The sequence below is a fragment of the Frankia sp. BMG5.60 genome (genome assembly GCF_059428125.1).
Genome location: NZ_CM182091.1, coordinates 3,271,231 through 3,291,967, shown reverse-complemented (window position 1 = coordinate 3,291,967; position 20,737 = coordinate 3,271,231). Strand labels below are relative to the sequence as shown.

Here is a 20,737-nt window from a genome sequence, read left to right as displayed (position 1 = left end):
CTGTCTAGGACGCCAGCCACGTGCAGCCGGGTAGTGGCAGATTGCGCACCACCCAGAAGGCGATGACCAGCACCGGGATGATCGGCAGCAGCCGGGCTGGAACGCGGGGCAGCGGGCGCCGCCAGCCGGCGGCCCGCGCCACCGCCACCGCCCAGCCGAGGACCAGCATCGGAGCGGCGACGACGAAGAAGAGGTTGTAGTCGGCGGCCGCGCCGGGGTGCCCGTGCAGGAGTTGGTGCAGTCCGCGCAGCGTGCCGCAGCCGGGGCAGTCCAGCGACGTCGCCCAGCGGAACGGACAGGTGGGGTAGTGGCCGGGCTGGGCCGGGTCGACGAGGTAGATCCGGACGGCGGCGGCAGCTGCGATTGCCCCGACTGCACCGAACCCGACCAGGCGGGCCCGTGGCGACCAGTCCCGTGGCGACCAGTCCCGTGGCGACCAGTCCCGTGGCGACCAGACCTGTGGTGTCACGACCCGTGGCGCCGAATCCCGGCCGGGCGCGGGCGCCGTCCGTGGTGCCGTCGGCGGACCGGCCGTCACGGCCGGGGCGAGCGGCGGGTGGTCCGGATGCGGGATCGCGGCCGTCACCCGTGCAGCGTAGCCGCAGCGAGGAGCGGTCCGCGCCGGCCGGCGGGCACACCGGCGCCCGGCTCCGCGGTCGGCGCCCGACCCAGAGCGGTGGCCGACCGCCGCCGGTCGGGCCGGCGGTCGCGGGCGGTCACTCCAAGTGCAGGGCGTTCTCCTCGGCCGCGGAATTCCTGGTCGCCGCGTCCTCGTCCCCCTCGAAGGCCGAGTCCTCGAAGGCCGTGTCCTCGAAGGCGGTGGTGTCCTCGCCGTTGACGTCAGCCCGCAGGATCCGGCCCGACTCTCGGCGCTCGGCCTCCAGATAGGGGTCGGTGTCCGGTTGCTCGGCCGCGAGCTGCTCCGCGAAGGACGAGCCCTCGCGTTCCTCCCTCGGCGTGTGCGGGTACCGGATACCCGCGCTCGGCCGGTCCGGAGCCTCCCAACTGTCGTCGAGCGGGTCTTGGCCGGCGTCCGTCGAGCCGAGGTCGTCGCTGTCGAACGTCTCGGCGGGTTCGAGGGGCGAGTCCTCGCGGTTCCACGAGTCGGAATCCGAGGCTGGTTGCGTCACGTCGGCCTCCCCGACCGGTTCCCGGTGAGCGGCGGTCGTCCGGTGGCGTGCACCTGGACGGATCGTCGGCGGTCGGATCCGGTCGCTGTCGACATCGGTGCGTCCCGGGCCGTTCCCGGCACGCCTTACCAATGCACCTTCCCTGGCCCGGCGGTGCTAAGCCCACCCTGTGCCGCGCATTGTCCGTCGGCGCGTGCCGTGGACGGCCGCGCCGTGGCCCGTCGCACCGACCCGCAGCCGGGGCCGGGGTCCGTGTCGACGGGCTCGGTCGAGGTCGGGTCGGACCGCCGACGGCCTCGGCTGGAAACCGTCGGGGCCAAGGTCCTCCTTCCTCCGCGGCCGGCCGGACAATCGAGGGGAAGCGGCTTGGTCGTGTGCCATGATGCGACGGTGTCTCCACCTGAAAAAGTCGCTCCGAGGCCTAGCACGACCATCTGGATGGGATTGGCCGTCGTAGCGGGATTCGGACCGTATGTGGTGAGCGGAATTCGGACGGAGCAGGTGGTCGTCTATGGCGGCCTGCTCCTCTTCCTGCCGTTCGGAGGGATTTTCCGCGGACTGGGTCCTAGGCATCTTCTAGTGGCGCTGACCTGGACATTTTTCGCTCTCTACGTGGTGTTGGATTCGATCGGCGTGACGGTTTCGGGAAATTTCTTTCCTGGCTCCCTGCAAGCCGGAGTGGACAACTATGTCTATCCCGCGGCGGTGCTTTTCATGGTCGGTCGGTGGTTGGCGGCAGGCTATACGCGACAGGCCGCACTCGACCGTTTCTGCCGAATCTTCCTAGTGCTGATGATGCTCAACGGCGTGATCGCGGTGGTCGGCTTGTTCGCCGACCTCTCGCCCGTTCTGGCCGCCTTCTGGGGGGGTGTCGCCATGGGCGGGCAGAGTGTGGCCGTGCTGGCGGCGAACAACGGTCGACTGTCCGGGATCTTCAACCAGCCGGTGGAGGCGGGAGTCGCCTACTCCCTCGCCCTGTTCGCGGCGGTCCACCTGTTCGCCCGGCCCGAACGCGGTCGCGATCGGCCGGTCGTCCTCGCGCTCGCCGTTCTGCCGATCCTCGTCGGCGGCGTGCTGTGCGTCTCCAAGATCTTCCTGCTGTGCGGGATGCCGCTGGCGCTGTGGCAGGCGGCCAGGCTCGGGCGTCCGCTGCGCCGGTTGTTGACCGTCGGTGGTGGGCTGGCCCTGGGCGGCGTCCTGTCCGGCGAGCTGGGGCTCTCGCGATGGAACGGCTCCTGGATGCTGCGGATGCTGATCCCTGGGGCGGGCTCCAACGGCCTGTTCGCCCAGTACACCGCCGACCGGTTCCGGCCGATCGGAGCCTCCGCGCGAGTCTGGAACTTCGTCCTCGAGACCCGGCCCTGGCTCGGCTACGGGGCCGGCGGCCTCGCCGTCCCCTACGACAGCGCCTGGGCGGAGGCCATGGTCGCGGGCGGTCTGCTCGGCGTCGCCCTGCTGGTCGGTGTCCTGCTGCTCGTGGCCGTCGCCTGGTGGCGCACCCGGCAGCGGCGGGAGCCGGCGGAACAGCGATTCGCCACCTGCGTGACCGTGCTGTGCCTGGCCAGCACGCTCGGCCTACCGGTGCTGACCGCCAACCGCGTCGCCCTTTTCCTGTGGATCCTGCTCGCCCTGCTGCTGTTCGCCGACGACGGCCCGCCCAGCCGGTCCCTCGTCGGCCCCGGCCGCCCGTTCGGCGCCGCCGCGGCGCTGAGCGGGGATCGCCGCCGTGCGGGCGGCACCCGCCCCCAGGCGGTGGTGCCGCGTCCGAGCGAGGGCCGGCCAGCCACCCGGCCCGGGCAGGGAACGGTTCTTCAGGCGTAGCGCCGGCTGCTCGACGAGCCGCCAGCTCGCCAGCGCCAGCAGGGCGGTGGCGGCCAGGCAGGCGAGGAGGTACGGCACCAGGCCGAGCCGGTGCAGGCCGTAGACGGCGAGTAGCTGCTGCACCGGCGCCGAGTAGATGTATGTGCCGTAGGACAGGTCGTTGCGGGCGGCGACCTTCCACAGTGGCAGCCGCAGCGCCGCCCACACGCAGACGTAGGCCAGCGGAAGGCTGATCAACGTGGGCCCGTCGGGACACAGCAGCCCGGCAGCGGTCAACGCGACCGCGAGCAGGCCCAGCCGCGAGGAGAACGGAACCCGGTCGGCGTACAGGAACAGCAGGGCGCCCGCGAGGAACAGCGAGCCCAGGCGCAGCGCGGCGCCGGCCAGGTCGCCGGCGAGCAGCGCGGGAAGCCGCTCGGGGGCCAGCCAGCGCAGCACCCACACCACCCACAGCGCCACGGTGAGCCCGCCGACCACCGCCCGCCGGCGGCGCAGCAGGCCGTACGCACCCAGCGTGGCAATGCCGAGGTAGCACAGCGCCTCCCAGAACAGGGTCCACAGCGAGCCGTCCCACGCGACCGGCCCCCCGGGCATCTCGGCGATGGGCACCTGCCGCGGGGTGCCGGCGATGTCGTAGAACCGCATCGCCAGCAGGCTGTTCGCGGTCATGTAGGCGAAGGGGCCGTGCGGGTGGGAGCCGAAGTAGCCGGCCAGCGTCCGGTGCTCGTGCAGCCAGCCGAGCGGGGCGACGACCATCGCGACGACGATGAGGCACATCCAGAACCCGGGCAGGATGCGCAGGAACCGGTGCAACAGGAACCGGGGGGTGGACCTGATGTGCGTGCGGCTGCGGGCGATGAGGAAGCCGCTGATGGCGAAGAAGCAGTCGACAGCGAGTGCGGCCGGGTCGTACTGGGCGGTGGGCGCGGGGGCGAATCCCCCGGCGGCCAGCCCGTGCTGGACGAAGACGACGAGCGCCAGCCCGATCCGCAGGAATCCGAAACTGTTCCGGCGCGGGTCGAACGCCGACCCCAGCGTCTGTCGCGGTACCGGGCGGGTCATCCGGTCACCATGCTTCGGCGTGGATGCCCCGGCCTGGACGGCGACGTGGCCAGGAACGGCGACGTGGCCAGGAACGGCGACGCGGCCAGGAACGGCGCCGCGGGACGCGCGGCGACTGCGCGGGGAGGCTCGGCACCAGCCGAGCCGGCGCTTCGCGAACCTCGACACGACGCGCCTGCCTTCCGGTGGGTGTGTAGGAGTTGGACCCCCGCCGTCAGGCGAGGGAGGACGTGAATCCATCCCGTGCTCGACGGGCCGGGCGGCCACGGCAGTCCGGTGGTCCGGCGGAGTGGATCCGGGTCTCGGCCATGCGGCGACTCTCCGGCGGAATATAGCTATCTGTATTTGACAAGTCACTGATGATGACCTGCTGTGCGTGGCGGGGTCGGCTCTGCGGACCCGACTCCCGTCCCCCGCGAGTCCCCGTCCGTTGGGACAGCGCCGGCTACACCGGTCTGCGTGGGTGCCGCGGCATCTGCGGGCGACGGTGGTCCGGCGCGGCCGGCCGGATCGCCGTGTCTCGTGCGGATCCGCCCAGGTGGGGATCTGCCGCGCGGGGCCGCGGGTGGGTACGACCGGCAGTGCTGATGCCAACGGCAGCAGTATGGACACGATTACCGCGTGGGACGACCCCGCTTGCCACCGGGCGGCAGTTAGCGTATAGCGTCCCGCTTTGTGGCTACTGTTGCTGAGCGGATACTCGACCAGCTCGCCAAGGTTCCCGATGGATTGGACGACGGCAGGCTGGCGGCGGCGATCGGGGCGAACCGGGGCACGGTGAACCAGGTCTGCCGGCGACTCGCCCAGACCGGTCAGTTGCGCCGCGCGCAGGGCTCGGGCGGCCTCATCCTCAATCGGCTGCCGCAGCCGGCCGCCGCGACTCCCGAGATCCCGGGCGGCTCCGTCCTCGCCGGCTCCGTCCCGGCGGTTCCGGCCGAGGCCGATCCGCCTGCCGTGAGCCCCCCGGCCACCGTGGCGCCGGCCAGCCCCGTGGCGCCGGCCAGCCCTGCGGAACCGGTTTCGGGGCCGTCCACGATCGAGACCGGCCCCGCGTCGGCGGCGGAGGTCGAGCCGTTCAGCGACGCGGAGCCGGAGCCGGCCGTGGAGCCCGAGCCGGTCGCCGAGGCCGCCCCGCTGCCGCTCGTGGAGATTCCGCCGACTGAGGAGCCCGAGGCGGCCGCTGCGCCCGAGCTGGTCACGGTCCCCGAGCTGGTCACGGTGCCCGAGCAGGCCGCCGTGCCGGAGCCGCTCGCGGTGCCCGAGCAGGCCGCCGTGCCGGAGCCGCTCGCGGTGTGCGAGCTGGTCGTCGTGTCGGAGCAGGTCGTGTCCGAGCCGGTCGCTGAGTCCAGGCCCGTCGTTGTGCCCGAGCAGGCCGTCGTGTCCGAGCAGGCCGTCGTGTCCGAGGCAGCGCCTGAGTCTGAGCCGGCTGTCGAGTCTGAGCCGGTCGTTGTGTCTGGGCCGGTCGTTGTGTCTGGGCCGGCTGTCGAGCCGGTGGCGGTGGGGGAGCCGACCCCGGTTGTGGAGGCGGCCGCCGAACCGGTTGTGGAGGCCGAGCCGGTTCCCGCCGCGGCGGTGGAGCCGATTCCTGCCGCGGTGGTGGAGCCGATCGCGGCCGGGGAGGGGGAGCAGGTGGCCGTGCCAGCGCAGCCGCCTGTACAGGTTGCGCAGGAGGTGCCGGCCGCCGTGGCCGCGGCCGGGGCCGGGGCGCCTCCGGCCCCCAGCGCGGCAGAGGACCCAGTGGCGACGCTCGGGCAGGTCCTGGCCGCCCTCGACGAGGCGATGGCCCGGCTGGGGAGCACGATCCCGCCGTCGTCGGCGAAGGCCTCAGGCGATGCCACGCCAGTGGTGGAACGGGCGGGCGGTACGGTAGCCGAGCCCTCCGGGACGGAGGCGGTCCTCGCGGCGGCTCCGGCCACCGGCGGGGGCGGCGACCGGACGGGGACCGGCGTTCTCCCTTCCGCGGAACCGACCACCGACAGCGTCGTCGTGGCGGCAGAGGGCGCGGGAACGGGTGACGGGGAGGACGGTAAGGGCGTGGGCGGGGAGAGCTCCCCGGCCGCGGAGGAGGCACCGGTGGAGCGCGCGAGCGCGCCTGCGGTGCGTCGAAGCTGGTGGCGCCGCATGTTTGTACGCAACGCTGGTTGATGTAACGGTACGTGGTCAGCGGCGGCTGGTTGGCTGTCGTCAGCCTGACGTATCGAGGGCGTCGATCCGGCCGTACCGTTCGAGCGTCACCGATCTACCAGGGGAGAGCATGTCCATGCGAGCGAAATCGCTCGTCGCCGCCGTCGTGCTGTCGTCGCTGGCGCTCGTCGCCTGCGGCAGCCGTGCGGGCAACACCGGGCCGACCACGGCCGCCAGCACGCAGGCCGGCGCCTCGAACAACACCGCCTCCGACGTCGGGGTCACGCCCACCGAGATCAAGATCGGTACGATCGCCGGTCTGAGCAGCGGTTTCGGTCCAGACACGTTCTCCGCCTCGCTGTACGGGGCGCGGGCCTACTTCAAGGCACTCAACGCGGCGGGCGGCGTGAACGGCCGCAGCGTGAACCTCGTCGAGTGCGACGACAAGGGCAGCGGCGACGGAAACGTGAGCTGTGCGCACAAGCTCGTCGACGACGAGAAGGTCTTCGCGCTCGCCGGTGTGACCGCCTTCAACTACGCGGGTGCGCAGTACATCAACTCGAAGAGCGTGCCCGACATCGGCGGCCAGCCCGTCGGCACCGAGTACGACCAGTACCCGCACCTGTACTCGATCTACGGCAGCTACTACCCGCGCAACGGCGACCGCCCCGGTTACAACGGCACGCTGTACGCGGGGACCGAGATCTACCGCTGGTTCAAGCAGAATCTGCACACCAACGTCGCCGGGGTCGTGTACTACAACGTGGCCCCGTCGCAGCGCTACGCCAAGTCGGTGGCCGACGGCCTGCGCAAGGAGGGCTACAACGTCGTCGAGGAGCAGATCAACCTCGGGGCGCCGAACTGGGACTCCGCTGTGCTCGACCTCAAGCGACGCGGGGTGCAGGTCGTCTTCGACGCGATGGATGACGGCGGCAACGCGCAGCTCTGCAACTCCATCGAGAGCCAGAAGATGACGCTGCAGGCCAAGGTGACCACGCCGCAGGGCTGGGCGAACAACATCGGCCAGGTCTACAGCGCGTCGCCGAACTGCCGGAACACGATCTACTCGACCAGCGGCTCGGCCAACTACCAGGACACCTCGATCCCCGCGGTGGCGCAGTTCCAGAAGGATCTCCAGGCGGCGGCGCCCGACCGGGTGGCCAAGGAGAACCTGTGGACGCTGGAGGGCTACGCCTCCGCCCAGTGGCTGACCGACGCGATCCGCTCCTGCGGCGCCAACGTGACCCGCACGTGCGTCGAGGCGTTCATGAACAGCGGCAAGGACTATGACGGCCACGGGCTGCTCATCCCGGCCGGGCGCAACTTCACGAAGGCCGCGCAGCCACCCGCCGAGGACAAGAACTGCCTGAACGTCGCCCGCTGGAAGGACTCGGCGAACGGCGGCAAGGGCGGCTGGGAGTCCCAGGTCAAGGACATGAACACCAACTGCTTCACCGTCCCGAACCTGCCCTACCCGGCGGGCTGACGACGACGGCGGCCCTGCCTCTCGACAGGTGGTGGCCGCCAAGCCGACTCGGGCCCCGGTCGCAATCCCCGCACCCGCGGGTGGTTCCGGCCGGGGCCCGACTCGTGGCAGCAGTGGATCAGTGGGCGGAGTGGCCTCAGGCGGGGAAGTGGCCTCAGGCGGGTGAGTGGTTCAGGCGGAGACGCCGGCGGGTGTGCCGCCGGCGAACTCGGCGGGGGTACCGACGAAGGACCGTTCCCCCCGGTGCAGGACGTAGACCAGGTCGGCCATGGCCAGCGCCTGCTCGGTGTACTGGTCGGCGAGCAGGACCGTGGTGCCGGAGGCGGCCACGGTCGCCAGCCAGCCGAACAGGTCCGCGGCGACCTTCGGGGACAGGCCGAGCGACAGCTCGTCGACCATGAGCACCGACGGGCGGGCGAGCAGGGCCCTGGCCAGCGCCAGCATCCGGCGCTCGCCGCCGGACATCGAACCGGCCCGCTGGGTGAGCCGCTCGCGCAGCCGGGGGAACGACTCCAGCGCCGGGGTGATGTCGGGATGCCCGCTCGCCTCGGCGATGATCTGTAGGTTGTCCCGGACCGACAGGGTGGCGAACACGGCTCGCTCGTCCGGCACCAGCATCAGGCCACGGCGCGCCCGGTCGACGGTGGACAGCCTGGTGATGTCCTCGCCGCGCCAGGTCAGGGTGCCCGCCCGCAGCGGGATCAGCCCGGACAGCACCCGCAGCGTGGTGGACTTGCCCGCGCCGTTCGCCCCCAGCAGCGCGGTCACCTTTCCGGCCGGGATGGCGAGGTCGAGGCCGTGCAGGACCTCGACCGTGCCGTAGCCGGCGCGGGCCCCCGTCAGTTCGAGCTCGGCGGTCGCCGTCGTCACCGTGCCTCCCCGGAGTGCCCCGCCGCGGCGAGGGGTGCCTGCGCCAGGTACACCGACCGCACGGTCGGGTCGTTGCGGACCGTCTGCGGGTCGCCGGACGCGACGACCCGGCCGCCGACCATCGCGTACACCTGGTCGACGACGGAGAAGACGAGGTCGACGTCGTGGTCGACGATGACGATGCCGACCCCGCCGGCGGCGGTCCGCCGCAGCAACTGCGACAGCTTGGCGGTTTCCTCGCTGTCCAGGCCGCTGGCGGGCTCGTCGAGCAGCAGGATGTCCGGGCGCGCGCACAGCGCCCGCGCGAACTCGACCAGCCGCAGCGCCCCGGTGGGCAGCGTGCCGGCGATCGTGTCACGCACGTCGGACAGGCCGAGGGAGTCCAGGACCTCCTCGACGATCTGGGTCACCGGCCCCTTCGGCGCCAGCCCCAGCCGTTCGAGCCCGCGCTCGATGCTGTGGCTCACCCGGCCCCGGCCCTGCGCGGACAGGCCCAACAGGCCACCGGCGTAGTCCCGGCGGCGGTTCTCCGCGCCGACGAGCAGGTTGTCCGCGACGGTGAGGGTGGGGAACAGCGAGGGGACCTGGAAGGTCTGCACCAGGCCGCGCCGCGACCGGATGTCCGGCCGCATCCGGGTGATGTCGGTGCTGCCGAGCACGACCTTGCCCTCGTCGGGCTGCTCGACGCCGGTGAGCAGGCTGAACAGCGTCGACTTGCCGGCGCCGTTCGGCCCGATGAGGCCGGTGATCATGCCCGGTGGGGCGACGAGGTCGACGTGGTCGACCGCGGTGAGGCCGCCGTAGCGGCGTACCAGGCCCACGGCCTGGAGTACGTGCCGGCTCATGCCCGGCCTCCCTCGGCTGGGTGGGTGGCGGCCCCGGTCCCGGCGCGGGACGGCTGCGGCACCGCCGGGCGCGCGGCGCCGTCCGCGCCCGCGGCCTGTCGCTGGCGGGCCACCGCGGTCTGGGCGGCGGCGTACTGCTCGACCATCGCCATCAGGCTGGCGCCGAACGGCGTGAGGCGGGGGGAGTCCGCGGGCAGTCCGAGCTGGTTACCGGACAGCGGCCAGCGGGTGTAGCGGCCGGCGCGGGCCGCCCCCAGGGTCGAGCCGATCCCGGGGATGCCGGTGCTGCCGGTGATGCCGGTGGTGGCCGGCAGGTGGCCCACCGCGGAGATGCGCACCGGCACCGGCCGCGGGGCCCGCTGGTTGGGGTCGACGAAGCTGTCGGCGAGGTACTGGGCGAGCAGCCTGAGCCCCCCGCGCACGGCGGAGGCGAGCCCGCCGGGCATCCACCCCAGGGCGAGCGCCAGGATGCCGATGGCCAGCGTCGACGATCCGGCCGGGGCCAGCACGTCGATGGTGACAATGAACGCGGCGGCCACGATCGCGCCGGCCGCGCTGTCCGCGCCGAACACGACGACCGCCGTGAACCACAGCAGGCTCTGCAGCGGGGCGAAGTCGTCGGCGGAGAACGAGTAGCTGCTGTGCACCAGCAGCGTCCCGCCGAGCCCGGCGACGACGGAGGAGACGGTGAACGCCAGCAGCTTGAGGTTGCGCACGTCGACGCCGACCGCGGCCGCGCCCTCGGAGTGGTCGCGCAGGGCGAGCAGGGCCCGGCCGAGCCGGCCGTGGTGCAGGTTGCGCACCACGAGCAGCCCGATGCCCAGGCAGATCAGCTCGAAGACGTAGAAGCCCTTCTCGGACAGCTCCCAGCCGAACAGCGACAGCGGGTCGAGGTACAGCCCGGTGGCGAAGGTGGGCTGCTCGAAGACGAACCGGCTCACGACCGCGCCGACGGCGAAGGTCGTCAGGGCCAGGGTCAGCCCGCGGCGCCGGATCGCCGGGTAGCCGGTGATCAGGCCGATGGGGGCGACGAACAGCGCGCCGACGAACATCGACGCGATCCCGGGGATCGCCGGCAGGCCGAACAGGTCGCCGTTGGCGAGCTTGAGCGACAGCAGCGCGCCGAGACCCGCGAAGCCGGCCGCCCCGAGGGAGAGCTGCCCGCTGTAGCCGGTGACGATCACCATCGACAGGAAGATCAGGGCGAGCGCCGGCACCATGAACGCCGAGCGCAGGTCGGAGGGCGCGAAGGTGAGCGGCGCGAGCAGCAGCGCCCCGCCGCCCAGCTTGCCGAGGTAGTCCCGCCGGAGACGCACCCCGCTGACCCGCCCGGACGGCGGCGCGCCGCGGCTGGAGAAGCTCGCCGTCGCTCCCGAGTCGCCCGAGCCCAGCTCCCGCAGCTTCGGGACGGCCAGCAGCAGGACCAGCAGGGCGACGATGAACAGGTTCGACTGGAGCACGGTCAGGATCTGGCCGGCGTCGCCGTGGAGGGTGAACTGCTTGAGCTCGCTCTGCAGGATGGCGATGCCCAGCGCGGTGAGGACCGCGACCGGCATGCTCGACAGCCGGGCGGCCACGACCACCGCGAAGGTCTCCAGGACCAGCAGGGTCAGGCCGTAGGGGGTGAGCTGGAAGCGGGGCGCCAGCAGGATGCCGGTCAGGCCCGCCATCGTGGTGCCGGCGGCCCAACCCGCCGCCGCCACCTTGTCGGCGGGCACCCCGGACAGCTCGGCGAGCTGCCGGTCGTCGACGACGGCCCGGATCTGGCGGCCGAAGGCGGTGCGGGCGGCGATGATCCCGATGACGGCGGCGAACACCACGACCATGATCAGTTCGGCCAGTGCGTCGACGCCGAGCCGGGAATCGCCGAACACCCGGACCGACGAGTTCGGAAAGATGCTGGGCGCGTCGCTGCGTGATCCCAGGCCCCAGATGCCCGCGGTGATGCCGAGGCTCAGCACCAGCACGCCGAGGCTGGCGACGAGGGACTCGGCGGCCGACGCCCGCCGGCGGGCCAGCGGCCGGAACACCAACCGTTCGAGCAGCAGCCCGATGCCGGGGGACACCACGGCGAGGGCGATCACGGCGGCCAGCCAGATCGGCAGGTCCCACTCGACGACCATCTCGCGGAAGACGTAGGCCACCAGGGTGGCGATCCCGCCCTGGGCGAGGTTGAGCACGCCGTTGGTGCGATAGGTGACCAGCAGGCCGATGCCGGACAGGGCGGCGATCGCGCCCAGGGAGATGCCGGCCAGCGCCAGGTCGATGCTGGTCATCGGCCACCCCCTCGGCGTGGGCCGGCGCCGACCAGGTCAAGTGTGATCACGGGAACGTCAGCCTTCCGGGGCGCCGTCGCAATGCGGGGAGACGCCGGCGGGTCAGGCGCGCGGGCCGGGGGCGCTGACGCCCGCCGGGCGAGTCGCTCCGCCCGGCGCGGTGTCGCCGGCCGCGTTGTAGTAGGAGTTCTGCGGTGGGGCCGCGGGCTGCTGCTGGTAGGTCGCCTGGGCTGGGGTGGTGGGTAGCTCGCCGCCGGCCTGCTCACCCACGGTGGCGGCCGCGATGATCAGTGAGTGCAGGTCGTCGACCTGGCCGACGGTGCGGGCCTGCGCGGCCTGGGCCGCCTCGAAGCGGTCGGCCACCAGCAACGCGCTGCCGATCAGGACGAGCGCCAACCCGCCGAAACCGCCGGACACCACGTACGGTAGCTGCAGTGCGACGTCCGTCTCCTTGGAGACGCCCAGGTAGCAGCCGAGAAGCAGGACGCCGCCGGCTGCCGCCACCACCCATCCACGCAGCGCACGGACCACGTCGACCACCAGGCGCGCGGTGGGCCGGGGGTTACCGGTCCCAGCGGTCTGCTCGTCCACTTTCGTCTCCCCCATGGAGCGTCTCGTCGTCGGTCGTTCGGGCGGAGTCCCGCATGGCGCCCGTCCCGGCAGATGATCCGGGCCACGACAGACGTCAGATTAGTGCGCGGAGCTGACCAGGTGCTCTGTCGGGTGGCCCACGGATGTTCCCGGCGAGCTCCGGCGGCACGGGAGGCTTCGTCGCATTCGGTATACGAGGATAGGCCAACATCCGCCGAGGTCGGTCAAGTATGTCCGCTCACGGACAGTCTGGGGCTTATGTCGGCGGCCGTCGACCCCAGGACGATCGCCCCGCCCCGCCTGGCAGGCCCGAGGCCGGGGACGAGCACCGGCGGGGGCCGCTGCGGCGCAGGCCGCCGCCCGATCTGGCGGCGCGCTGTCCGGGCGGGCGGCCCCGCGGGTGGGCGCGGCCCGACGCGACCAGGCCGGAGCGCCGTGGTCCGGGCCGGACCTACGGCCTTCCCCGCACCTGCCGGCCGCCCTCCGGGATTCGGGCCGGTCGGCGGACCCGCCTACCGACCGGCCCGTACGTCCCCGGGCGATGATGGTGTGTTGGGTTTCTCGTGCCGGGAAGTTGCCCCTTCGAGCCATCGATGGCGTTTCTGGGCCCGCATTGCGGAACCGGTGGCTTCCGGTCGCCGCCCGCGAGATGGGGCTCGCCCGGCGGACCCGCGGCGCCGCGGATCAGTCCGACCGGCGGGGCTGCGCGGGGATGACGGTCGGGGCGTCGAGGACGTCGCAGAGCACGGCGGCGCCGAGCGCCGCGACGATCGCGCCACGCTCGGCGGCGGACCCGCCGGTCGCGGCGTGCTCAAGGCTGATCGCGCCGGGCCCGGGCCCGACGCCGCCGGCCCGCGGGGCGTGGGCGGCCTCAGCCGGCGTTTCGGCCTCGGCGGGCGGCGCGGCGAGCAGGTCCGCGCAGCGGTCCACCCAGACGCGCCGACGCTGCCCGAGCTGCCGGTCCTCGACCTCCAGCGGCCCGGGGACGCCACCCATCGCGGCCTGGAGGTGGGCCCACTCGTGCGCCGCCGACCAGCTTGTGAAGGAGCCCAGGTACTCGCCGTCGTAGTCGTAGACATGACAGGGCCGCAGGCCCAGGTGTCGGTCCGCCACCATCACAGCCAGCCCTTCGGGGTCGGGAAAGCCTGTCAGGATCCATCGTCCCGCGGGTCGGAACTCCCTGTAGACGGAACGGACCGGGTCGGTCCGACCAGTTCGGGAACCCGATCGTCCGGGATGTGACCCCGGGCCGGCCGCGCCGGAGGCGCTGGTCTCGAGCCCGGAGGTCATACTTCGCTACAGGTTACGGGGTGTGCACGGTGGGCGGTAGCCCGGGGACGTCCGCCATGGGACGACGCCGGACGCGGCGGGGCGACGCGGGCGGCGTCAGGTGATGATCGGGACGTTGCGCTGACGCGGCGGCACGCCGGTCCCGCCGGACGCCCGGCCGAACCGCCAGGCGTCCGCGACGATCTGGTCGATGCTCGACCGGGGCGAGCCCCAGCCCAGCTCGGTGCGGATCCGCCGGCTGTCCCCGATGAGCGCCTTGGGCTCGGGCACGGGCGGGCAGTGGATGCGCCGCACCGGCCGGCCGCTGGCCCGGCCGACGGCCGCCAGCACGTCGATGATGCTCACCCCGACGCCGCTGCCCACGTTGAACACCGAGCAGCGTCCTGGCGTGGCCGCCGTCAGCGCCGCGTAGTAGGCGGCCGCCATGTCCCCGACGTGGACGTACTCCCGCAGTGCCTGCCCGTCCCCGTTGACGCGGAAGACGTCGCGGCGCCCGCTTGCCACCGCGATCGCCGCCGGGATGATCCTGCTGTCGTCCCGGTCGTAGTGCCCCTCGACGGCGCCCGCGACGTTGAACGAGCGCAGGATGACCGCGCCGATCAGGCCGGTGCCGGCCTGGTGGCTCAACAGGCGCTCGGCGGCGAGCTTGGACGCGCCATAGGGGTTGGACGGGTCCGGCGGGCGGCTCTCCGGGACGCCGGTGAGATCGACATCGCCGTAGACGGCACAGCTCGAGCCGAACACGAACGCGGGCGCGACCCCGCTCCGCTCCGTGCCGATCTCCAGCGCCGTGAGCAGGTTGACGGTGCCCGTGAGGTTGGCCTGGAAGTAGCGCAGGGGAGCCATCCGCGACTCCCGGACCCGGGTCAGGGCCGCGAGATGGCACACCCCGTCGAAGCCCCGGTCCACCCCCGCGGCGGCGAGCTGCCGCGGGTCGAGCAGGTCCGCGGCCACCACCTCGACGCCGGGGGCGAAGACCGGCGCCGAGGAGTGGTCGCGCACCATCGCGGTCACCGTGTGGCCGTCGGCCGCGAGAGCGTCCGTGACCACTCCGCCGATGAATCCGGACGCCCCGGTGACCAGAACGCGCATGTCCCGGATCAGGACGCCGTCCGGGCGCGTACGCCGGGCAGCAGCGTCTCGCGGTGGCGCCAGGCGAGCTCGAGGCACGCCGCCGCGGACGGAGCGATGGGCTCGGTGTCGACGAGGCGGCGCAGCGCGGTGTGGGTGAACGGGATGCCCTCGGTCACCGCCCGGTTGGGGCCGGCCGTGACGACGGAGCCCTCCGCGTTGCTCTGGACCATCCCGCCGAACAGCTTGTCAAAGGCGTCCGCGTCGATGACCACGACGGTGAGTATCTCGCCGAACAAGGTCAACGCGTCGAGGCCGATGCCGAAGTACGACACCCGCACCGAGCCCGCCCGCCGCGCCTGCTCGAAGGAGCGGAACGGCTCGTCGGTGTCGTAGTCGATCGGGCTGGACGAGCTGCCGTCGTGCTCGGGGTTGCCGAGCAGCTCCTCGCTGAGCTCCCGCATGATGTTGCGCCACAGGTCGAAGTCGGCCTCGTGGTGGAACGCGGTGATCCCCGACGGCTGGAACACCCCGGCGGGGATCACGTGGTAGACCCCGCCGGCGGTCGCCACCGAGCCCGCGCTGCGCCGGTGCAGGAAGAAACTCGCCTGACCGCCCCGATCGTGCCGGATCGTCAGGGTGTTGATCGACGGCAGCGCCACCCGGCGGCCGAAGTCGAACGGGTTGCCGATGCGCGCCCGGAACGGCAGCGCCGGCCAGGACAGACCGGTGCCGGCCATCGCGGCGGCAGCCTCGTGCGCCACCGTCTCGCACACGTCGACGGCGTCGAAGTAGGTCGTGTGGCCGAAGTTCAGCGTCGGCCGGTTGTCCGCCGTCGCCGGCGCCGTGCCGTCGCCGCCGATGTCCAGCAGCCGGAAGCTCAGCCGGTTCTCGAACAGCGTCGGCCGGTCGAGGTCGCGCATCGCCCGGGTGTAGCGCTGGTACCGGGTCTGCGCGCTGCCGCCGCCGAGCAGCGGGCGGCTGCCGGCCGTCTCCGGCTCGTCCCCGCGGATCAGCGGCGGTTCGACCTTGTCCTGCCAGTGCAGGGCGACCTCGTCGATGTCCACCGGCCGGTCCCAGACCCAGCCCGGGCGGGCCAGCAGTCCGCTGCCGAGCCGGTCGGTCTCCGGGTAGAGCCGCACCGCGGCCCGGGCCAGGCTGATCCGGTGGTGGTTGAGGTGGTCCCGCGTCAGCCGCCAGGCGCGCTGGCTGGCGGCGACCTGTTCGGCCGCGGGACTGCGTGGGCCGCTGTCCCGTCGGCGGTCCGCCATCGCGCCGGGCGCCAGGCCCACGTCCTCCGGGGACAGCGCGAGGTTGCGGGCGATGTGGCGCAGCGTCGAGATGTCGTGGATGGCCCGGCGGCCGCTTTCCACCTTGGAGACGTACGACTGGTCGAAGCCAAGCCGATCGGCGAGTTGCTGCTGCGTCAGGCCGTGTGCCTGCCGGTAAGCCCTCAGGAGCTGGCCGACGCCGACGCTGGCTGGAGTGGCCCGCGGCGGCGTCCAGAGCCAGGTGTGACCAGTCACCCGCTGTCCTCTCGTCCGACAATCGTGTTACGCGAAGTGAGCATAACGAGTCGGGCATCTGGGAGCGCAGTGACATAAATCGACCACCCCATACGGAGGTGGCCCGGTGGCGTCCTGCAACGTCTTCGCTGCCTTGCGTTATGCGGTGCTGTTCCCGCGATCTCGGCGTTCATTGGTTGGGCAACCCGTCGGACAGATCGAGGATGACCACGACAATGATCGCGACGAGTATCCAGCGGAAGAAGCCGATGCGGCTCCACACGTCGCGGGCGATGCTCCGGCCGGCTCGACCGCCGAGTACGAGCAGAGCGAGCAACGCGCCGCCGACCACGACGATGAAGATGCCGGCATTACTCTGGTCCACGCTCAAGACGATCGCATGACGGCGTCGGACGACTACGGAGGTCCTGTCCAATTGCCGTCGATCGGCCGCGAACCGCGCCATCCGAGGCGCACACCCGGCCGGCGCGAGGTCGGTCGCGGGCGTGGTCACGTCAGGGCACTCCGGGGCGCTGGTGGCGTTGGGCGGCAAGGTGTGAGGGACATCATGCAGGATTGCGCCCGCCCCACCGCCGAACCAACACACCTCCTGGCACGGCGAACCCGTCCCCTTCCGCCGCCCGCGGGATGTCGACCGGCGCGCATCTGGCCGGCCTCGTCCCTACTCTGTTCCGGATGTCCACGGCACTTATGACCGATCACTATGAGTTGACCATGCTGCGGGCGGCGCTCCGCTCCGGGGCGGCCAACCGCCGCGTGGTCTTCGAGGTCTTCACCCGTTCGCTGCCGCCAGGCCGCCGCTTCGGCGTGTTCGCCGGCACCGGTCGGCTGCTCGACGCCCTGGCGGACTTCCGCTTCGCCCCGCCCGAGCTCGCCGCGCTGCGCGCCGCCGGCGTGGTCGACGACGACACCGCCGCCTGGCTGGCCGACTACCGTTTCCGCGGCGACATCCGCGCCTTCGCCGAGGGCGAGCCGTTCTTCCCCGGCGCGCCGGTCCTCGCCGTCGAGGGGACGTTCGCCGAGTCGGTGCTGCTGGAGACGCTCGTGCTGTCGATCCTCAACCACGACAGCGCGATCGCCGCGGCCGCGGCCCGAATGGTCGCCGCGGCAGGCTCGCGGCCCTGCCTGGAGATGGGCTCGCGGCGCACCCACGAGGTGGCGGCCGTCGCGGCCGCGCGGGCTGCCTACCTGGCGGGCTTCGCGGCCAGCTCCAACCTGGAGGCGGCCCGGACGTACGCCGTGCCCAGCGTGGGGACCAGCGCGCACGCGTTCACCCTCGTCCATCCCACCGAGGCCGAGGCGTTCGCCGCCCAGGTGGCCGCCCTGGGCCGCGACACGACGCTGCTCGTCGACACTTACGACGTCCCCGCGGGCATCGCGGCGGCGGTGGCCGCCGCCGGGCCGGAACTCGGCGCCATCCGCATCGACAGCGGCGACCTGGGCGGGCAGGCCACGGCCGCCCGGGCGCAACTCGACGCGCTTGGCGCGCCCAGCACCCGGATCATCGCCACCGGGGACCTGGACGAGCACGCCATCGCCCGGCTGGGCGAGGCGCCCGTCGACGGCTACGGCGTCGGGACCAGCCTGGTCACCGGGTCCGGGGCGCCGACCGCCGGGTTCGTCTACAAGCTCGTCGAGGTCGACGGCGTCGCCGTCGCCAAGAAGTCGGTGGGCAAGACCAGTCGCGGGGGACGTAAGCGGGTCGTGCGCCGCCACGACCCCAGCGGCCGCGCCGTCGCCGACGTCGTCCTCCCCGCGGCCGCTCCCGCTCCCGCCACCACGGCCGCCGCTCCCCCCACCACAGCCGCCGCTCCCCCCACCACAGCCGCCGCTCCCCCCACCACAGCCGCCAGCAGCGCCGCTCCCGCCGTCACGGTCGCTCCCGCCGCCACGGCGTCTCTCGCCGCGACGGCCGCTCCCGCCACGACGGCCGCTCCCGCCGTCACGGCCTCCTCCGCTTCCGCGGCTACTGCGGCCCCTTCCGCCGCGGGGCCCACCGCCATCGTTCCCACCGCTGCGGCTGCGGCGCCGACGGCCGGTACCCCCTCCGCCGGCTCGGCCTCCGCCGGCGCGCCGGTGACGGCGGCGGGCTCCGGGTTCCGGCCCGGCGAGTCCCGGGACCGTGAGCTGCTCCAGTCGATCGTCGTGGGGGGCGAGCTCGTCGACACCGACCTGGTCGGGCCCGCCGGCACTCGACGGGCCCGCGAGCACCACGGCCGGGCGTTGACCGCGCTGCCCCCGACGGCACGGGACGTGCGTTTCGGTCAGCCGTGCCTGCCCGTCGTGCACACCACCCACGCCTGACCGCCGCGGCGCAGGCCTGATCCGGCCGGCCCGGTCGTCCCTCACCGGTCACGTTCAGGCGGCCCAGCCGCGCCGCCACGGCCCCGCGAAACCCGGTCCAGGGAGGGGGCCGTGTGCGGTGGGGTGGGCATGGCCAGACTGGAGGGGTGCCGCCCGCCTCGCCGCCGAATCAGGTCCGCGGTCCGCGTGACGGCGACGACGGGCGGCGTCATGGTGACCCCGTCACGCCGCCGGTCGTCGCCGTCAGCGTGGACCTGGTGCTGCTGACCCTGCGCGGCGGCCGGCTCTGCGTCCTGCTGATCCGCCGGGACCCGCCGTTCGATGTGGCCTGGGCACTGCCCGGCGGCTTCGTCGACGGCGACGAGGACCTCGACACCTCGGCGTCGCGCCAGTTGTGGGCCGAGACCGGGGTGACCACTACCGGCCATCTCGAACAGTTGCGTACCTACGGTGGCCCGCACCGCGACCCGCGGGCGCCCGGGGTCAGCGTTGCCTACCTGGCCCTGCTGCCGAACCTGCCGCAGCCGGCGCCCGGCCGGGACGGCCCCCGTGCCCGGTGGTGGCCGGTGGCGGACCTGGACTCCCCGGGTGGCCCGACGCTGGCCTTCGACCATCCACGGATCGTCGCCGACGGGGTCGAGCGGGCTCGCGCGAAGCTGGAGTACACCCCGCTGGCCGCAGCCTTCTGCGAGGACCAGTTCACCCTCGCGGACCTGCGTCGCGTCTACGAGGCCGCCTGGGACGTCGTGCTGGACCCACCGAACTTCCGGCGCAAGGTGCTGTCCACGCCCGGGTTCGTCGTCCCGCTGGGCCGGCGCACCGCCCCGCGCGGTGGCGGCCGGCCCGCCGAGCTGTACCGGCGCGGCTCGGCCACCGCGCTGCATCCGCCGCTGCTACGCCGCTCCGTCTGACCGCCGTCGCCTCGTCGCCTCGTCGCGCGCGGTGAGCGGGACGTGCGCCGTTGCATCTCACCGTGCCCGGCGCCGGGCCGGGGCGCGGGAATGGCGTAACAATAGGCCTCGTGTCTGTCACCGCCGTGTCGCCCGTCGACGTCGAGGAAGCCGACGAGACCCTCGACGACGATCGGCCGTGGGTCACGATCGTCTGGAACGATCCGATCAATCTCATGTCGTACGTGACCTACGTCTTTCAGAAGTTGTTCGGCTACACCAAGTCGAAGGCCACCGAGCTGATGCTCGACGTCCACCACAAGGGGCGGGCCTCGGTCGCCACCGGTACCCGGGAGGAGATGGAGGCCGACGCGGAGCGCCTGCATGCATACGGACTGTGGGCGACGATCGCCCAGGACTGACCAGCCTGGACGAGCGACCCCAGGTGCCCAGCGCCCGTAGGGGATCCGATCGGGTGCCAGGGGGCCGCCTCGGGGTTCGGCACGCCCACCGGGCGTCGCCCCTTCCTCGTCTGTCTGTGACCAATTGCGCACCGGATCGTGCCGAGGCTTAGCCGCGGTTTTCGGCTGAAAAACCGTGGGTAAGCCTCGGCACCACCTGGCCGCAATGTGGCCGGAACCGGGCTGACCATGAGCCGGGCTGACCAGGAACCGGGTCCTTGCGGGCCTGGCCGGCGTCCGGTCGTGGCTCCCGTCCGGGCCTGACCGCCGTTGTCCCTCTCCCGGTCGCGCGCGTTCGCCGGGCCGAGGCCGCCGGCCGTGCGCGGAGCCTGCTGATCGGTCTCGCGCCGACCTACCTTTGCCCAACCAAGGAGCTCCATCGGAGCAACGCGGCCACAAAGAGCTAGCTGGATCGGGGTCGGGCCGGGCGAGGCTGGCCGCCGGCGGGAGGCGGTGTCGGCGCGCGCCGGCCGCCCGGGGCGACGGGTGGCGAGTGATTCTGGCCGGGTAGGACCAGAATGTCGGGGGCCGGTGGGCCCGGCCGCGGGCCATGGTCCGACAATGTGCTCGGCTGGTCGAGGAGGCGCGGGCGGGATTCGTCCGGATCGGTCCCGGCGGAGTCCCGCGGCGGCGATTCCGAAAAACCCGATGAATCCGTATTCCCCGCTTCTCGGTAGATCGATACGTTCCGCGGCTCGGTCCTGCCGGACTCCGGGGATGAATCCGGGCTGTGCGTATCGGCGCACCAGGGAAAATTCGACTCTGTCGTCCGGAATATTCGGGTAATTGGGCTGCCGCCTTCTCCGGCAGGCGTCGCGCGGCCACCGCATGACTCCGCTCGGTGCCGGGTTCAACAGCATCCGTATCGCAAAATTGGCCAGATTCCGGGTGGGACGAGCGCGCTACCCCTTCCCGGGGATCACCCCCGAAAACGCCTCCGGATGCCCGCGGGCCACCCGCCGCCGGTCGCGTGCACCGGCCGTCGGCGCC

The 20,737-nt window shown here is 72.8% G+C and carries 16 protein-coding genes; 6 read left to right on the top strand and 10 right to left on the bottom strand.

The genetic code is table 11. The features are described 5' to 3' along the window. Positions 1-4 precede the first annotated feature (4 nt). Positions 5-586: a DUF2752 domain-containing protein gene (locus tag AC5R91_RS13100; protein ID WP_495397425.1), complete on the bottom strand. Its 582-nt coding sequence runs from the start codon at positions 584-586 to the stop codon at positions 5-7. A gap of 130 nt (positions 587-716) precedes the next feature. Further along, positions 717-1,130 (bottom strand): hypothetical protein, encoded by a 414-nt coding sequence (locus tag AC5R91_RS13095; protein WP_495397424.1) that lies wholly within the window; start codon positions 1,128-1,130, stop codon positions 717-719. A 438-nt stretch (positions 1,131-1,568) separates the two neighbouring features. On the opposite strand from AC5R91_RS13095, the gene AC5R91_RS13090 reads away from it, so the two are divergent. The 3 genes from AC5R91_RS13090 to AC5R91_RS13080 all read left to right on the top strand — a co-directional run bounded on the left by AC5R91_RS13090 (position 1,569) and on the right by AC5R91_RS13080 (position 7,623). Then, entirely contained in the window at positions 1,569-2,951 is a 1,383-nt protein-coding gene (locus AC5R91_RS13090; protein WP_495397423.1) for a hypothetical protein, read from the top strand. A gap of 1,737 nt (positions 2,952-4,688) precedes the next feature. After that, on the top strand, positions 4,689-6,158 hold the full coding sequence (locus AC5R91_RS13085; RefSeq protein WP_495397422.1) for a MarR family transcriptional regulator: 1,470 nt from the start codon (positions 4,689-4,691) through the stop codon (positions 6,156-6,158). A 115-nt stretch (positions 6,159-6,273) separates the two neighbouring features. After that, positions 6,274-7,623, top strand: a complete 1,350-nt coding sequence (locus AC5R91_RS13080; protein ID WP_495397421.1) for an ABC transporter substrate-binding protein — start codon at positions 6,274-6,276, stop codon at positions 7,621-7,623. A gap of 171 nt (positions 7,624-7,794) precedes the next feature. On the opposite strand, the gene AC5R91_RS13075 is transcribed toward AC5R91_RS13080, so the two are convergent. The 8 genes from AC5R91_RS13075 to AC5R91_RS13040 all read right to left on the bottom strand — a co-directional run bounded on the left by AC5R91_RS13075 (position 7,795) and on the right by AC5R91_RS13040 (position 16,585). Further along, the gene (locus tag AC5R91_RS13075) at positions 7,795-8,493 is read right to left on the bottom strand and encodes an ABC transporter ATP-binding protein (RefSeq protein ID WP_495397420.1); all 699 of its coding nucleotides are present in this window, start codon (positions 8,491-8,493) and stop codon (positions 7,795-7,797) included. Beyond that, positions 8,490-9,338 (bottom strand): ABC transporter ATP-binding protein, encoded by an 849-nt coding sequence (locus tag AC5R91_RS13070; protein WP_495397419.1) that lies wholly within the window; start codon positions 9,336-9,338, stop codon positions 8,490-8,492. Before AC5R91_RS13070 ends, AC5R91_RS13075 begins: the two co-directional genes overlap by 4 nt. Continuing rightward, positions 9,335-11,614 carry an ABC transporter permease gene (locus AC5R91_RS13065; RefSeq protein WP_495397418.1) on the bottom strand — a complete coding sequence of 760 codons (2,280 nt, stop codon included), beginning with the start codon at positions 11,612-11,614 and terminating at the stop codon, positions 9,335-9,337. The genes AC5R91_RS13070 and AC5R91_RS13065 overlap by 4 nt, the downstream gene beginning before the upstream one ends. 102 nt (positions 11,615-11,716) lie before the next feature. After that, positions 11,717-12,205, bottom strand: coding sequence for a transporter (locus AC5R91_RS13060; protein WP_495397955.1), 489 nt, complete (start codon positions 12,203-12,205; stop codon positions 11,717-11,719). A gap of 684 nt (positions 12,206-12,889) precedes the next feature. Further along, a complete protein-coding gene (locus AC5R91_RS13055) occupies positions 12,890-13,321 on the bottom strand; it encodes a hypothetical protein (protein ID WP_495397417.1) in 432 nt (143 codons plus the stop codon). A 270-nt stretch (positions 13,322-13,591) separates the two neighbouring features. Further along, complete coding sequence (locus AC5R91_RS13050; protein ID WP_495397416.1) at positions 13,592-14,587, bottom strand: NAD-dependent epimerase/dehydratase family protein; 996 nt, start codon at positions 14,585-14,587, stop codon at positions 13,592-13,594. 8 nt (positions 14,588-14,595) lie between these two features. After that, positions 14,596-16,092 carry a helix-turn-helix domain-containing protein gene (locus AC5R91_RS13045; RefSeq protein ID WP_495397415.1) on the bottom strand — a complete coding sequence of 499 codons (1,497 nt, stop codon included), beginning with the start codon at positions 16,090-16,092 and terminating at the stop codon, positions 14,596-14,598. Between the two features lie 169 nt (positions 16,093-16,261). Continuing rightward, entirely contained in the window at positions 16,262-16,585 is a 324-nt protein-coding gene (locus AC5R91_RS13040) for a hypothetical protein (protein ID WP_495397414.1), read from the bottom strand. Between the two features lie 134 nt (positions 16,586-16,719). Here AC5R91_RS13040 and AC5R91_RS13035 point away from each other — a divergent pair, with 134 nt between their 5' ends. From AC5R91_RS13035 to clpS, 3 genes are all read left to right on the top strand, one after another. After that, positions 16,720-18,396: a nicotinate phosphoribosyltransferase gene (locus tag AC5R91_RS13035; protein ID WP_495397413.1), complete on the top strand. Its 1,677-nt coding sequence runs from the start codon at positions 16,720-16,722 to the stop codon at positions 18,394-18,396. 113 nt (positions 18,397-18,509) lie between these two features. After that, the gene (locus AC5R91_RS13030; RefSeq protein ID WP_495397412.1) at positions 18,510-19,307 is read left to right on the top strand and encodes an NUDIX hydrolase; all 798 of its coding nucleotides are present in this window, start codon (positions 18,510-18,512) and stop codon (positions 19,305-19,307) included. A 110-nt stretch (positions 19,308-19,417) separates the two neighbouring features. Next, positions 19,418-19,708 (top strand): ATP-dependent Clp protease adapter ClpS, encoded by a 291-nt coding sequence (gene clpS / locus AC5R91_RS13025; RefSeq protein WP_041938928.1) that lies wholly within the window; start codon positions 19,418-19,420, stop codon positions 19,706-19,708. Positions 19,709-20,737: the final 1,029 nt, after the last annotated feature.